Annotated in this window: 16 protein-coding genes; 4 read left to right on the forward strand and 12 right to left on the reverse strand. The window is 62.3% G+C overall.

What is annotated here, in order from left to right:
* Positions 1-4 precede the first annotated feature (4 nt).
* Positions 5-1,270 carry a beta-ketoacyl-ACP synthase II gene (gene fabF, locus CABTHER_RS08975; RefSeq protein WP_014100313.1) on the reverse strand — a complete coding sequence of 422 codons (1,266 nt, stop codon included), beginning with the start codon at positions 1,268-1,270 and terminating at the stop codon, positions 5-7.
* A 51-nt stretch (positions 1,271-1,321) separates the two neighbouring features.
* Positions 1,322-1,837 (reverse strand): glutaredoxin family protein, encoded by a 516-nt coding sequence (locus tag CABTHER_RS15885; protein WP_014100314.1) that lies wholly within the window; start codon positions 1,835-1,837, stop codon positions 1,322-1,324.
* A 147-nt stretch (positions 1,838-1,984) separates the two neighbouring features.
* Here CABTHER_RS15885 and CABTHER_RS08985 point away from each other — a divergent pair, with 147 nt between their 5' ends.
* A complete protein-coding gene (locus CABTHER_RS08985; RefSeq protein ID WP_148264003.1) occupies positions 1,985-2,476 on the forward strand; it encodes a MerR family transcriptional regulator in 492 nt (163 codons plus the stop codon).
* A 22-nt stretch (positions 2,477-2,498) separates the two neighbouring features.
* Here the strand turns inward: CABTHER_RS08985 and CABTHER_RS08990 are convergent, their stop codons facing one another.
* The 6 genes from CABTHER_RS08990 to CABTHER_RS09015 all read right to left on the reverse strand — a co-directional run bounded on the left by CABTHER_RS08990 (position 2,499) and on the right by CABTHER_RS09015 (position 8,668).
* Positions 2,499-4,379, reverse strand: a complete 1,881-nt coding sequence (locus tag CABTHER_RS08990; protein ID WP_014100316.1) for a hypothetical protein — start codon at positions 4,377-4,379, stop codon at positions 2,499-2,501.
* A 24-nt stretch (positions 4,380-4,403) separates the two neighbouring features.
* On the reverse strand, positions 4,404-6,206 hold the full coding sequence (locus CABTHER_RS08995) for a GAF domain-containing SpoIIE family protein phosphatase (protein ID WP_014100317.1): 1,803 nt from the start codon (positions 6,204-6,206) through the stop codon (positions 4,404-4,406).
* 54 nt (positions 6,207-6,260) lie between these two features.
* Positions 6,261-6,602, reverse strand: coding sequence for an STAS domain-containing protein (locus tag CABTHER_RS09000; protein ID WP_014100318.1), 342 nt, complete (start codon positions 6,600-6,602; stop codon positions 6,261-6,263).
* Between the two features lie 79 nt (positions 6,603-6,681).
* Positions 6,682-7,095 carry an ATP-binding protein gene (locus tag CABTHER_RS09005; protein ID WP_014100319.1) on the reverse strand — a complete coding sequence of 138 codons (414 nt, stop codon included), beginning with the start codon at positions 7,093-7,095 and terminating at the stop codon, positions 6,682-6,684.
* Between the two features lie 123 nt (positions 7,096-7,218).
* Positions 7,219-8,139: a hypothetical protein gene (locus CABTHER_RS09010; RefSeq protein ID WP_014100320.1), complete on the reverse strand. Its 921-nt coding sequence runs from the start codon at positions 8,137-8,139 to the stop codon at positions 7,219-7,221.
* 43 nt (positions 8,140-8,182) lie between these two features.
* Positions 8,183-8,668 (reverse strand): SPOR domain-containing protein, encoded by a 486-nt coding sequence (locus CABTHER_RS09015; protein WP_211431698.1) that lies wholly within the window; start codon positions 8,666-8,668, stop codon positions 8,183-8,185.
* Positions 8,669-8,994: 326 nt separating this feature from the next.
* On the opposite strand from CABTHER_RS09015, the gene CABTHER_RS09020 reads away from it, so the two are divergent.
* From CABTHER_RS09020 to CABTHER_RS09030, 3 genes are all read left to right on the forward strand, one after another.
* Positions 8,995-9,366 carry a hypothetical protein gene (locus CABTHER_RS09020; RefSeq protein ID WP_014100322.1) on the forward strand — a complete coding sequence of 124 codons (372 nt, stop codon included), beginning with the start codon at positions 8,995-8,997 and terminating at the stop codon, positions 9,364-9,366.
* Between the two features lie 44 nt (positions 9,367-9,410).
* Positions 9,411-9,860, forward strand: coding sequence for a hypothetical protein (locus CABTHER_RS09025; protein ID WP_148264004.1), 450 nt, complete (start codon positions 9,411-9,413; stop codon positions 9,858-9,860).
* Positions 9,861-10,059: 199 nt separating this feature from the next.
* Positions 10,060-10,761 (forward strand): Uma2 family endonuclease, encoded by a 702-nt coding sequence (locus CABTHER_RS09030; RefSeq protein WP_014100324.1) that lies wholly within the window; start codon positions 10,060-10,062, stop codon positions 10,759-10,761.
* Between the two features lie 2 nt (positions 10,762-10,763).
* Here CABTHER_RS09030 and CABTHER_RS09035 read toward each other — a convergent pair whose 3' ends face one another.
* From CABTHER_RS09035 to CABTHER_RS09050, 4 genes are read right to left on the reverse strand one after another with little or no spacing between them, the layout of a single operon-like run.
* A complete protein-coding gene (locus tag CABTHER_RS09035; RefSeq protein ID WP_014100325.1) occupies positions 10,764-12,173 on the reverse strand; it encodes an aspartate kinase in 1,410 nt (469 codons plus the stop codon).
* Positions 12,173-12,607, reverse strand: coding sequence for a hypothetical protein (locus tag CABTHER_RS09040; protein ID WP_148264005.1), 435 nt, complete (start codon positions 12,605-12,607; stop codon positions 12,173-12,175). The genes CABTHER_RS09035 and CABTHER_RS09040 overlap by 1 nt, the downstream gene beginning before the upstream one ends.
* 11 nt (positions 12,608-12,618) lie before the next feature.
* A complete protein-coding gene (bioB, locus tag CABTHER_RS09045) occupies positions 12,619-13,659 on the reverse strand; it encodes a biotin synthase BioB (protein WP_014100327.1) in 1,041 nt (346 codons plus the stop codon).
* 59 nt (positions 13,660-13,718) lie between these two features.
* Positions 13,719-14,597: a hypothetical protein gene (locus CABTHER_RS09050; RefSeq protein WP_148264006.1), complete on the reverse strand. Its 879-nt coding sequence runs from the start codon at positions 14,595-14,597 to the stop codon at positions 13,719-13,721.
* Positions 14,598-14,726: the final 129 nt, after the last annotated feature.

The raw sequence follows: 14,726 nt of genomic DNA on the forward strand, positions 1-14,726 counted from the left end.
CGTATCACACCCGCTTGAACAGCAGGCCCCCGTTCGTCCCCCCAAAACCGGCCGCATTGGACAGCACATAGTTGAGCGCTGCCGGCCGCGGCTCATTGGGCGTGTAGTCGAGGTCGCATTCCGGGTCGGGGGTCTCGTAGTTGATGGTCGGTGGAATCACCTGGCGCGCCACGGCCAGGGCGCTGTAGCAGGCTTCAATGCCGCCGGCCGCTCCCAGCGTATGACCGGTCATGGATTTCGTCGAGCTGACGGCCAGCCGGTAGGCATGCGCACCAAAAGCCCGTTTGATGGCAAGCGTCTCGAATTTGTCGTTGTAGGGTGTCGAAGTCCCGTGGGCGTTGATGTAGTCCACCTGCTCCGGGGCGACGCCGGCATCGTGCAGGGTGGCCAGCATCATCCGGTACATGCCTTCGCCTTCCGGGGCCGGAGCCGTGATGTGGTGGGCATCTCCGCTCATGCCGTACCCTACCAGTTCGGCATACATGGACGCGCCCCGGGCCACCGCATGGTCATAGGCTTCCAGCACAAGGATACCCGCCCCCTCCCCCAGCAGAAACCCATCCCGCTGGGCATCGAACGGACGCGAGGCGCGCTGGGGATCGTCATTGCGCGTGGACATTGCCTTCGCCGCCGAAAAGCCGCTCACGCCCATGGGCGTGATGGCTCCTTCCGTGCCGCCGCACACCATCACCTCGGCTTCCCCACGCTGGATCAGGCGGAACGCCTCACCGATGGCGTGCACGCTGGCCGCGCAGGCCGTGGCCGTGGCCCCCAGCGGCCCCTGCAGACCGTGCCGGATGGAAATGTGTCCGGCGGCCATATTGATGAGAAAGGCAATCATGAAGTACGGCGAAATGTGGCGCGGCCCCTCGTCGAGCAGGCGGGCATGCTCACGTTCGATGACATTGAAGCCGCCAATCCCGCTGCTGACATAGACGCCACACCGCTGTCGGTCAAGGCGTGTCAGGTCAAGCCGGCTGTCGGCCAGCGCCTCATCGGCCGCCGCCACAGCATACTGGATGTAAGGCGCAGTGCGCTTGACCTCACGGGCGTCAAAGAACTGTCGCGGGTCAAAGTTCTTGACCTCCGCGGCAAAGCGAACGTCGTAACCACTGGCATCAAAGCGCGTAATGGGACCGGCGCCGGAGCGCCCGGACAGAAGTGCCTGCCAGTTTTCCTCGCGCGTGTTGCCGATAGGCGTGACCAGCCCGATGCCAGTCACCACCACACGTCGTTTCTGGGGGGAAGTCGCCATGGTTTCAGAAGGCATGTGCTATCAGGGAATCTTGCCCCCACAGCCAATGGGGGCAGGTCAAGGGCTTCAGACGCCAAGCAGACGCCCCAGCGTCTGTGGCGGGGGATTGAACAGCAGCGCCGCCGTCCCCACCTTGACGGTCGGCACCACGCGCCGCCCACCGCTCCACCGGATGATCTGCTCCGGCGCGCCGTCCGTTTGTTCAATGTCGGTTTTGGTGTAGGGCGTGCCAGCGGCTGTCAGATAGCTCTCCAGGTGGCGGCAGTCGGGACACCACCCGGCGCTGTACACGTTGACCGGCTCGCCGGTCAACGGCACGCCCACGCCCGGCGCATAGGCCGGTGCCAGCGTGTTGGGGTTGGCGTTGAAAAACAGCGCGCGAATTTTTTCACCAATCCGCACAATCGGAAAACCGGCTTCAGCCACGTCCTTCCAGGCGGCCACGGTCTGGCGTGCGGCCTCATCCTGTGTGATGTCCAGAACTTTGAAATTCACATCGAGACCCTGAAAAAAAGCCTGAAGCTGACCCACTTCCGCTGCGTGGGTGCCGTCGTCGTAGATGTAAACCATTTCATCGAGCATGGGTTCCTGCCTTTTTGCTTCCGGCGCGGCCGCCGGCCATCAGGTATGGCAATCGAAATCGTTGACGCCCAAGGGGATCGAGCCTAACATTCAGCTATTACCGGGCGATACTTTCACTTTCTTCGTTCTCACGTCGAGAGGTCAGGTATGGCGTATTCCTCCGAAGGTCGAAGAACCGTGCATACCATCGAGACGCCGCGCGGGAAAGTTTCCATTCCCGACAAGTTGTACTTCAAAATCGGCGAAGTGTGCGAGATCGTCGGCGTCGAACCCCATGTCCTGCGCTACTGGGAACAGGAATTTCCCCAACTTGCTCCCCAGAAGAGCGCCGCCGGACAGCGCCTCTACCGGCGCAAGGATGTCGAAATCGCCCTGCGGATCAAAACCCTCCGTGAAGACGAAGGCTTTACCATTGCCGGAGCCAAAAAACGGCTTTCGGCCGAACGGGCCGCAGCCGGTCGGCTCAAAGTCGTTCCCATTGAACGCCCCGCCGAAACGACGGCGGACACCGGCCCGGCTGAAGAGACCCCGCCCACTCCCAAAGCAACCCTCACGCCCAGTGAGGCGCTGGCCACGCTCCGGCAGATTCGGACGGGACTGGAGGACATCCTCACGCTGCTTCGCAACGCCCCACGTTAGTCTGTTCCCGTTCAGGGAAGGTTTACCCGCCGGCAGTTGCCGCCGGCCGGAAGGCATAGCTTACCCGTTCCATCCGCACGCGCCCGGCTGCCGCCGACTCCATCGTGACGACATCAAACGCCTCCACGACGGTCAACAGCGACGGGATGTTCTGCCCCATGAAGGGCACCGACGCATCGTCCGCTTCACCTTCCAGCGGCTCCAGCCCCGATGCACCGGGAGCATCAATCAAGCGCAAAGCCCGCTGGTAATCCGGCGCCAGCGCCCGCAGGCGAACCGTCGCCTGCCGGTACGTTCCGGTCAGGTTACTGGCCGGACGGACGGCCGCTCCGCCCGCCGTACCGTCCAGCCGCGCTTTGAGCCGCCTGGCATAGTCGGCCGAACTGGCCATTACCACCAGGTCACCGCTGACGAAATAGGCTCCACAGCGTTCGAGCGGCACGGCCGTACGCGGCACGACGACGCCCGTGGACGTGACCTCCCAAGTCACTGGCGGCGTGGTGCCGGCGACGAAGTACCGCCGCGCGATGGCCCGTGCCAGCGCTGCCTCGTACGCCTTTGTATCGAACGGCCGCCGGCAGTGCAGCGCCAGCGCGCGCTCGAACGTCACAAACGGCGCGCTGCCTTCCGCTGTGGTTTCCCCAAGCCAGGCCAGGCAGGCCGGTTGGGCCGACCGGAACAGGCTGGTGAGTTCGGACTCCAGCGGATCGGGTGGGCGGGTGCCGGCTGCCTGACGTGCAGGCGGACGTGAAGACAAGGCATCGGGGTCATCCACATCCCGGTCAAAGCGTTCATCCAGACGCTCGTAACGCCCACGGCGGGCCGTACTGGAAGCGGTGTCCTCAATGACCCGAATCCGTGGCAGGTCAGAAGCCGCCACCGGGCGCGGCAGCGGAAACAGAATGCCCACAGCAATCTGCGCCGGGACGTTGCCCGCGTCAACCGGCAGGGTTTCAACGACGGCAAAGGGCGAGGCATTCAGCAGACGTGCCACCACCGGCTGCTGCTGGGGCGTGAACGCGGCCGGAACGGCGCGCCCGGAAGTCAGTGACCAGCGGCGCTCCACAAGCCCCTCGGAAGTCAATTCAAGGTCAGCCAGCGTGGCTTCAACCTCATCCAGCCCCGGAGCTTTTGCTCCATGCACCCAGTAGTAGCCAAAGTAGGGCTGCTGGCGCAGACGTGGCAGATCGGTCCACAGCGTTACGTCATGGGGCGTAAACCCCTGCGCCGCCGCCAGTGTCGGGCCCATGGACGCTAACACGTGGTCATCGCCTTTGCCGTCCAGGTTGTCGAGCGTCCGCTGCATGAGCGCTTCACTGGTGGCCACCACCAGCTTGCCGGGCGGCGTGGCGACGCACAGCCCCTGGCGCAGCCGGCCGCCATCCGTCGCCAGTTCACGCACAAGGTAGGGCTGTCCGGCCGCCGTCGTACGTGCTTCAAAGGTGGACTTGCGGGCCAGCAGGGGCGTTGCGGCCGCCTGCTGGGCGGACAACTCGGTGACAAACACCAGTTCGAGCTTGCCCATGTCATACAGGGCAATCGCCGTGGCTTTGCCGGCCATTTGCATCACGGTGTCTTCTGTGAGGGTGACGCCCACGCCCTCTTCAAACTCCCGGATGCGCTCATTGAGTTTGGCCCAGAGCCGTGACCGGCGAAAGGCGCGGAAGCTGTCGCTGGCGTAGTAGCGGTCGTGTACGGATGACGCACGCCACTGCGCGAGCAGTTTGCCGAGGTCACGCGCCTGAACGTAAGCCAGTGCGCCTTTTGGCAGGAGACGCGCCAGGGCCAGACCGTCCTGCCCGGACACCAGATGCCCCGTCACGCCCAGCAGCGTTCCCGTGGCGACCAGCAGGAGAACGATGCCACCCCAAGCCGGGCGGCTCAACCGGAACACACGACGCATATACAGGCTCCCCTCTGGCTGGTCTTACTTCACCCGCGCCAGGACGTAGGTCAGGTCATCGTGCTGGGGGGCGGCCCCCACGAAATCCCGAATGGCGGCCGACAGCCGGGCCGAAATCTCGGCAAGGGGCAGGTGTGCGGTTTCGGCAAGCAACGCCCGAACCCGCTCCTCGCCAAATTCCTCGCCCTGCTCATTCGTGGATTCGGTCACACCATCCGTGTAGAGAAACAACAAGTCTCCCGGCTCAAGCTGGGTTTCCTGCACTTCGTAGGTTCCCCAGTCAAACATCCCCAGGCAGAAGCCACCGCTTCCAAACGTCTGCCACTCACCCGTTCGCGGGCGGTACAGGAGCGGATCGTTGTGTCCGGCATTGATCGAGCGGAAACGCCGGGTTTCGAGGTCCAAGACACCGTAAAAGAAGGTGATGTAGTTGTACGAGGGCGACGCCTTGTAAATGACCTTGTTCAGGCGCGTCACCGTTTCCGCCAGGTCGTGGCTTTCCACCAGCGCCCGGAAACTGGCCTGCAACGTGGAGACAAGCAGGGCGGCCGGCGTTCCCTTGCCCGATACGTCAGCAATGACAAGACCCAGTTTGGGTTCATCAAAGCAGATGTAGTCGTAGTAGTCCCCGCCGACCTGGCGGCAGGAAATGTTTACGCCGATGGTTTCGACCGTATCGAACACCGGCGAGGTATCCGGCAGGATACGCTTCTGAATGGCCGCAGCGACTTCCAGTTCCTTCTCGATGCGCTCTTTTTCAATGGCTTCCTGGTGCAGCCGCGCATTTTCGATGGCAATGGCCGCCTGCGTGGCAAGCGCCAGCAAAAACTGTTCATCTTCCTCGGTAAAGGGGGCATAACCTTCGCGGGTCTGTTTGTCACAGACCATGAGCGCCCCCACCACCTGTCCGCTGACGATGAGCGGCAGGATGGCATAGTTTCGCGCGCCGCCCTGTTCCCGCTCGTTGAGTCGGCAGCCGCGCTGTTCGGCAATGACAATTTCGTGAATGGCCCGCGGCCGCACCTGGTCAAGTGGTAGCAGCGCCTTGGGGGGATATTCGGCGTACATCCCAAACGAGGCGGCCACGCGCAACCCTTCCTTCTCCAGGGAAAACAGCACGCCCGCGCTGGCATCGAGCAGCATCACTGCCCGCTGGATGATTTCATTGGCCATCGGGTCCAGCTCATGGAGCGCCCCAATGGCCAGCCCCACGTCATAGAGGGACTGCATTTCCAGCACTTTGCGCTTGAGCCGGAAGTTGGCTTCCTGAAGCTCGCCAATGATCTGGAAGTTATAGAGGGCCAGGGAAGCGTGCTGGGCCATCGTCGCCAGCAACTGCAAGTCATCCGATGTGTAATCGCTTCGGCCAAACTTGTCACTCAGGCTGAGCACTCCGACGAGCCGGCCGCCAACCGCCAACGGCACCCAGAGCCGCGCCTGCAGGGCCGCAAAGGCGTCCGGTGCTTTCCGCACCAAATCCGTTAGTACCTGGTCCTTGGCAAGCAGGTCGAGCGGCTTCATGGACAGGCGCAGCCGTTCCACCACATTTGCCGGAAGGGGGATGGACGGCGGCGACTCAATGCCGCGCGCCACCAGCGGGCGGAGTTGTTCGGAAGCCGTATCGTAAAGCAGAATCGCCCCTTTTGAGATTGCCAGGGTCCCCAGAATCAGATGGAGCAGTTCCCGGGCCGTCGTCTCGAAGCTCCCCCCGGCTGTCGTGGCTTCGCCAATATCGGCCAGGGCGGACAGGCTGTAGAGCAGGCGTTCGATGCGGTCTTCACTGATGGCAACCGACGGGTTGGGCGTGGCCGTGGAGGGTAACGACATCGTGGCGTTCCTGGTGCGTGACAGTTCTGATCAGATGACACCGCCGCCATCCGGCTAACCGGCCAGGGCTTCGGCTTCGGTTTCATAGACTTGGGCGTACTGGGTCAGGCCCATGATTTTGAATGTCTTGGCAATGATGGGCAACAGGCAGCAAAAGGCGATGGAACCCTGAAGTTCCTGGGCTTTCTCGATCATTTCAATCAGGATCGAAATCCCGATGCTGTTGACAAGCTGGGTCTTTTCAAGATTGAGCACGAAGTGGCGGTAGCCTTCGGCCGTCCAGCGGTTGAATTCATCCAGAATGCGCTCACCGGCAAGGTTGTTGATGTAGCCTTCGACGGTAATGACGATGAATTTTCCAGCCTGGCGACTCGTAACTTTGAAAACTTCGCTCATAAGGTTTGTATCGAATATCAGGAGGGTGATGGGCAAGGCGTACTGCGCCAAGGCTGGCAAACCGCAGGGAAGCTGCGGGTCAGGCGCACTTTGGCAGGCGTTTTTTCATCACCAGCCGTGTTCCCTGGGGACTCGTGAAATACTTCACGTCATCCATCAGACTTTCCATCAGCATGCGTCCGTAGCCACGCCGTTGTAGTGGGCGCAGGCTGGGCCGCTCCGAAGGGTCAAAGCCCTGTCCGAAATCCTGCACCACCACTTCAAGTTCTTCGTCATGGACGGCAAACTCGACCCGCACTTTGGGGATGGTGCTGCCACTGTGCTCGAACGCATTGAGAATGCCCTCGACCAGCGCCATCTTGATTTCAGCCAGACAGTCGGGCCCAAGGTGTATCTCTGTTGCCAACTGCTCTGCCACCCGGGCGGCCTCCAGTTCATTGTCGTGAGCAATAGGAATTTCAAGCTCAATGCGCTTTGGGACGTTGGCACTCATCGGAAGCCTCACCGGGGCAGCAAAGTGAAGGGGAAACAACAGGGCGCATCACCTGACAATGTCATCATGCACCATGCTCCTGCGGATGCGCAAAGCCATGCCAGGGTGTGACCAACTGGCAGGTTATTTGACTGGCTCAAAGCCTTTGAATTCATAGGTCACGCCAAAGGTCAGCCCCCGGCGCGGACTCAACCTGGTCAACCCGGCCACCCCGGCCAGGTCCCACTGAAAACCGGCGGCCCGCCAGCGCGCCCCCAGACGCACCTGCGCCTGGCTTTCCAGTCCCGGCACCGGCGTCCGGGGGTTGTAGCGCCCGGCCACTTCCCCAAGCACATCCACCTCTTCCGTGACGCGGTAGATGGCCGCAGCACCGTAGGTCAGTACGTCCTGCTGCGCGCCGGGCTTGACTGGACTTGTCAGGATGCCGACACCCAGATTGCCAAAGAGGTTGAGCCGCTCCCGGGCCACCCGCTTCCCGACAAGCACCATCCCGAACACGTTCGTCGCATTGAGTCCGATGCCGCGTGCCTGATCACTGTTCGGAAGCTGGACGCCAATCCGTACGCCAAGGCTCGGTGCGCGGCGGGTTTCCTTCCGCAGCTTGATTTTCGTCCACAGGGTGAAATCACTTGCCCCGGAAGTCGAGGTGGCGCCGGGAGCCAGGGACAGTGGAATGGCGCTTGTCCCACGCTCACGAATGCTCAGATAGTCGCGCAGACTTCCCTCGACAGAAAAACCGACATTGCTGTTCAGCCCGAAGTGTACGCCCAGTACCACCGGACGGAAGAGATCACCCCGCAGGCCGGACAGACCAAAGCGCTGGTTCTGGAAAAAATCAGCCCCGGCCTGAAGGCGTATCCGCCCGGTCTCCACAATGTCCACGTCCTCGGTCAGGAGCGGCCGCTGCTGCGCTGCCGCTGGCATTCCCAAGGACGACAGCGCCCACCAACCCGCCGCCAGCAGGACAGCCGCCCACCGGAGCCACCTGCCAGGTGTCGGCCGGGCGGAACACAGAGCATCAGGCAGATCATAGCTGGCAGGCATCTTCCCGATTGACATCCCCCATAGCGCCGTCCGGCGACGGTCATCAGTTTGGCACAACCCGCGCTGCGCGAAATCCGAAGTCGCGCCGCAGCTCCTCACTGACCTGGTTGGCTGTTGTCAAGTTGTACAGGCCGACTTTGACCAGGTACAACTCATTTCCGGTCTCGGCGGTCGGGCGTGTCACAAAAGCGCTCGTAAATCCCTTGCGATTCAGCTCGGCCACCAACCGGTTGGCCTCATCGGCCGTGGCCACGGCGGCCACCTGCACGGCATAGCGCGCATCGGACAAGTCAATGGCACGTTCCGGCGGACGCTCCGGCGGAGTGTCAGCAACGGGCAGCGGACGCCGCATCGCTGGCGCAAAAGGAAACAGCTTGCCGACATTGACGCCCAGCGCAAAAAAGACGGCACACGACACCACCCAAACCACATAGCCACCCACCAGCGCGCTCACCCGCCGGCGGGGCGTTGCCGGAAGCCAGTCCGGGGATGATTCCGGCGGTCGCGAGGCAGGCCGGGAAGCAGGCATGGCGGGAGTTGACAGCGGTGCTGGCGCAGCCGTCCAACCGGTCGGACTGGACACACCGGTTTTCAGTGACACTTTCATGGCCACCAACGATACCAAATCCCCGGTGCGGCACGGTGCCCTAAAAAGCCGTTCCGCGCTGGAGACAGGGTCTCACCCACCAGGCAAAGTTACGCCCCAGCTCGCACCTGGACAACGAAAAGTTTGAACTCGCGCCCGATTTCAGCGATAGTAGAACTACGCCGGCCTGTTTCCTGCAACCTGACATCATCGGCGACTGCTCGTGTCCCCGGAGCGTACATCCCTCGGTTCCTGCGAGGCACGATGCCATGAGCGAATCGAATGTGCCGCTGCTTGAACGCGGTTTCTCCAATCTGCTTGTGACGGGTATTCTCTACCCGATGACCTGTCTGCCCTTCATGCCCCTGACGGGGATTTACCAAACCGGCAAACTTGTTTTTGAGCAGCTCAAGGATACTCCGCTTGGGAAGACACCGACGGCGCATATCACGGCCACAGCCGTCATCACACCGGTCATCATGATCCCACTGATGGTGCCCCTCGGACTGGCCCAGGGACTCACCTTTGTCTCGGACAACGTGGCCAAACACGGCATTGACAAAGGGGTGGAAAACCTCATCGGCAAGATCACGGGCGTTGTCCGCACGACAGCGGGCAGCGCACTCAATCGCGGGAACTGAAGTTTCCAGCCAGACTTCAGTGACCGGGAAAGTCGGGTGACACGATGCCAACGCTACTTGCTGTTGAAGCACCAGTTGAAGTGTGCACCTGTGGGGCAACCATGGAGGCCGTAGCTCAGCCGGGACCGCGCCGGTTTGACTACCTGTGCCCCGCCTGTGACAACCGGAAGTCCAACTACGCTGCCATCACCCTCCGCAACTCAAAAACCAACCGGGTTCACCGTGGCTGGCTGGTCGGGCGAACCAAGCCCATCTACATTGGCCACGTGCTCTACCACCAACTGACCATCGAAATCTCCCAGCAGGACGGCGCAGAAATGTGCCACGACCTCAGCATGCGCCTGGCCTACGGACGGAAACCACACGTCACGCTGGAGATTGCCGATGGGCGTGCCCGGGGTGATCTCATCTTTTTGTTCAACCGGGGTTGGATGGAGGACGAGCAGCACACCACGATTGTGCTTGAGGAAGTCGGGCGTTCCCTGTTCGAGTAAAACGCCGCCAACCGGTTGCCAGGCGCGTAACGGCCGGTGACTACAGCCGCGCAAAGCTGTAGGAAGCCACCGGCCGCCACGCGCCAGCTTCGGATGGCGGGCAAGTGTGGCAGGTATGCCGACCGGTGGCACTTGGCGGGGCAGCCCGGCTTGTGTAGTCTCCAGCCTATCCCGGCCCAACCGGCGCGGAGCGCACGCCATGTCTCTCGCCTACATCCTGCAAGACCTCGACGATCCCGACTTCGAGGATATCCACGGCGACGATGAAACTGGCGGTTTTGCCGCCGACAAAGCCCTACGCCTGCTTGTCTCTTCGCTCTACACGAGCTGGCGTCCCGGTGATGGTGTCCCATTTCTGGCGGCCGCGCGGGTGGCGCTGACCTCCGGTGAACCAACCGTGGCGGCCTCGGTTGTCCCGGATGTCCTGCTGGCACGGGGCGTCACGCTGGCAGCCGAGTGGTGGAAACCTGTCCATCGCATCTACCAGGTTTCGCGCCTCGGTAAGGCGCCTGATCTGGTTCTCGACCTTCTGGCGCACAACTCCGGTAAGGCTGAGGCGTCCGACCGGCGGCATCAGATGTATGAACAACTTGGCGTCACCTACCGCGTGATCTATGACCCCTGTGGACTGCTGGCAGACCAGCCGGTAACGGTTTTCGAGCGGCAGCATGGACGCCTGACTGCCCGCCAGGACATGCAACTGCCACACCTGGGGCTGGGGCTGACCCTCTGGCGCGGGACGTTTGAAGGGCGAACCGACACCTGGCTGCGCTGGACCGATGCCCACGGCAACCGGCTTCTGACCGGCGACGAACTGGCCGCTTACTGGCACCGCCGGGCCACCGAACTGGAAGCCGGGCAGCAGTCCACTTCTGCTATGGATAGCTCCACTGTAACCTGAACCTACGTCCTGGCACCCAGCTCAAACCGTTCGTGGATGGCGCTGACCGCGGCTGCGGCTTCAGATTCGTTCACAACGAACGAAATGTTGATTTCTGAGGAGCCTTGTGCGATGGCGATGACATTGACCTGCGCTGCGGCCACAGCGGAAAAAATCCGCGCGGCAATTCCCGGACGCCCCCGCATCCCGGCTCCGACTACGGAAACAATCGCCACCGGCGTGAGCACTTCCACCCGCTCAACACAGCCGTGGTGAAACTCCAGGCTGAGCGCCTTGACCAGCGCCGACCGGGTACGCTCCGCCTCCCGGTCTTCAACCATGAAGCAGAGATTGTTTTCGGATGACGACTGGGAAATCAGCAGCACGTTGACCCCGGCGGCCGCAACGGCGGCAAAGGTTCTGGCGGCAATCCCCGGCACGCCGAGCATGCCCCGTCCGGCGACGGTCAGCAGCGCCAGCCCGGTGATGGAAGTCACCGACTTGACATCGGCATGCCAGTCCCCAGTGGTGGCGGAGACTTTCGTCCCGGCGCCTTCCGGGCGAAAGCTGTTTTTGATGTAGAGCGGAATCCCCTTCGGGATGAGAGGAAGCAACGTCTTGGGATGCAGGACCTTGGCCCCGTAGTAGGCCAGTTCCCCGGCTTCGGCATAGCTGATGTGGGGCAACACCTGGGCATCGACCACCAGGCGCGGGTCGGCCGTCATGAAGCCGTCGGCATCCGTCCAGATGACCACGGCTTCGGCTTCGAGTGCCGCGCCGAGAATACCGGCTGAGTAATCCGAGCCGCCGCGCCCCAGCGTCGTTGGGACGCCATCGGGTGTAGCACCAATGAAGCCTGTTACCACTGGAATCTGCCCGGCGTCCAGCAGCGGCAGGAGCCGTTCGCGGGTCGCCAGCGCCGTCGCCGCTAGGTCGGGCACCGCTGCACCAAAGGTATCATCGGTGATGATCAGCCGGTCGGCGTCGCACGCAACGGACGCCAGACCACGGCTGTTCAGCGCGGCGGCGACGAGCCGTGCCGAAAGCCGTTCACCGAGACCGGCAATGAAATCCTGCGCCCGTGGCGGCAGTTCACCCACAAGCGCAATCCCTTCCCCGATGCGCGCAAAGCGGTCAAAGAAGGCTTCGAGTTCAGCAGCCACGGCATAGTGGGCCGCACCGTCGGACACCAACTGTTCGAGCGCTTCCAGGTGCCGCGCCCGCAAGGTCGCACCGGCGGCAGTAACGGCCACCACGTCTCCCTGCGCGGCCTTCCGGGTGGCTTCGAGCAGCAGGTTCGTGATGCCGCTCATGGCCGACACCACCACCACCAGCCGCGTCTTCCGTTTCCGTTCAGCTTCCACAATGGCAACGAGCTGCTGAATGCGCTCGGCGTTGCCTACCGACGTGCCCCCGAACTTATGAATCTGCACTAGCGAATCTCAACCGTGAGTGAGTATTTGATGGGAGTGGTGAGCTTCACGGGCTTGATCGGCCAAACATACAGAAAGTAATCCCCCCTCACTGGAAGTGTCACTTCTCCAGTGCGGGTCGGTGGCGCGACACCGGTGAGCGGTTCGCCGCTCGGCTCTTCCTTTCCGTCTATCTCATCATAGACCGAAACGCCCAATTGGGGATTTGTCCGACTCACGGCAAAGGTCAGGGTTTGCCCGGCGTTAGCCCGAAGAACATATTTGCGCCACGTTGTCCGGGGCGGCAGCACCCCCGTCACCGTGGAGGATGAAGCGCCGGGCGTAAAGCGGATGCGCGTCGCCCGCCTGCTTTGCCCCAAAACAGGAGACACCGCCGTTGTCAGCGACAACACCAGCCCTGCCAACAACTGTCGTCTGGAAAACCTGTGCAGCATACTTCTGAACCTCATTTCTCCTGAAGGGTTGCGGTAGCTGCCGAGGCACAACCTGCCGTCTTCGCGTTCGGCGCATCCTTGAACGGCACGCGCGGATGCAGCCCCAGCTTGTTCAGAAGCTGCGCGTCTTCGTCATAGTCGTTTGTCGGCGACACCCTGGTGAGCATCATTCTGGCATCGCTGGAAAAAATCGAGTTCGCCCCGGCCAGAAAGCACAGCGCCTGGGCTTCTTCGGAAAGTTGTGTGCGGCCGGCCGAGAGGCGAATGACCGAACGCGGCATGGCAATGCGCGCCGTGGCAATCACCCGCAGCGTTTCCCAAACGGAAACCTCAGCCTCGTTTTCCATTGGCGTCCCCGGCACGCGCGTCAGCAGGTTGATCGGCACGGATTCCGGGTGCGGGTTCATTGTCGCCAGCGTGTGCAGCAAGCCGATGCGGTCGTCAGTGCTTTCGCCCAGACCAAGGATGCCCCCCGTGCAGAGGGTCACGCCGGTTTTGCGTACGTTGGCAAGCGTCTCCAGGCGGTCGTCGTACGTGCGGGTCGTGACTACCCGCCCGTAATACTCACGCGACGTATCGAGGTTGTGGTTGTAGGCGTACAGCCCGGCTTCTTCGAGCCGCCGGGCCTGGGCCTCGGTCAGCATGCCCAAGGTACAGCAGACTTCAATGCCCAGCGCATTGACGCTGCGCACGATGTCCAGCACGGCCTCGAACTGGGCATCGTCGCGGACGTTGCGCCACGCCGCACCGAGGCAGACCCGACTGACCCCGTGCGCTTTGGCGCGCTCGGCAATCGCCACGACGGTTGCTTTGTCAAGCAGAGGTTGTGCCGCTATACCCGTTTCATAGTGCGCGGACTGCGAACAGTAACCACAGTCTTCCGGGCAGCCGCCGGTTTTGATGGAAATCAGACGGCAGACCTGGACTTCCTGCGGGTCGTGGCAGGTGCGGTGTACCGTGGCTGCCCGGTGGATGAGTTCCAGCAGGGGCAGGTCGTGAAGGGCGCGCAGTTCGTCGCGCGTCCAGTCGAAGCGAACCAGAGGTTGTGACATGTGAAGTCAGTCTCGATGCCTTTCAGAAATCACCACGGCGAACACAGCCGGGAGGCCCTTCAGAACACGACGACAGTCGGGTAGAGCGGGACGGTCCACACCGGGCTGACGTAGTACGGACTGAGGTACGGCGTATAGTACACATACGGGTCTGTGATGACAAAATCGTAGTCGTACACGGTCTCCGTCGTGGTGGTGGTCGTGGTGGCGGGAGACGCCGAAGCCGCTTCCAGCGCCCGCTGTTCGGCTTCGATTTCCTGCCCGCGCCGTACCAACTCCAGCATGATCTGCCCGCCGCGCGTCAGCAGGTCCTGCATTACGTCATCGGAAGTGACTTCGAGCGTGCGGCTGGGGTCATTGGGATCGGTCGTCGTGTAGCCCAGTTCACAGGGATGCAGATTCGAGTTCACGATGGCCAGGATTTCATCCCACAGTTCGCCTGACAGAATCCCCAGTTCCCACTTTCCATCGGCATAGTCGTCAAAGCGCCCTTCCATCACGAAGGACATAAAGACGATTTCGACCGGATCGAGCTTTTTGTAGATGGCCACAGCCACGCGCAGGTCTTCCCAGCGTTCCTGCTGGAGGTAGAGCTGCCAACCGGCGTCGTCGAAGTCGTAGTAGCGTTCAAAGGCAAACTCGCCGGTCGCCAGGTCCACGGCACAGTAGATGTCATAGACCGTAAGGTATTCCTCATACCGCTGGCGAAAGGTACGTACCCGCGCCTTGCCTTCTTCTGTCGGAACGTAGTAAGCGCCTTGGATTTCGATGAGGTGCTCGTTGAACAGCATCTGGAGTACGTCCCGCAGCACCATTTCGTCCGGGTCGGTGGGAGCCACGGCAAAGCGTCGGCCTTTGCGCACCATCTTGTCGAGCACAAAGATGCTGGCAAAGCTGCGGCGCTGGGCTTCGGTCAGGGTGTAGGTGTGTTTCGTCATGGGCATCCGTCCTCGCTGGTAGGGGTTCAGGGCTGTAGGGTCAGGTTCGCAAGGGCAGACGGCGCATTGCCGGCCAGGGCCGGCCCGGCGGATGGACAACATCCACCGGGGCGGCGCCAGCCGGGCAGG

It is taken from the genome of Chloracidobacterium thermophilum B (assembly GCF_000226295.1).
Taxonomy (GTDB): Bacteria; Acidobacteriota; Blastocatellia; order Chloracidobacteriales; family Chloracidobacteriaceae; genus Chloracidobacterium; species Chloracidobacterium thermophilum.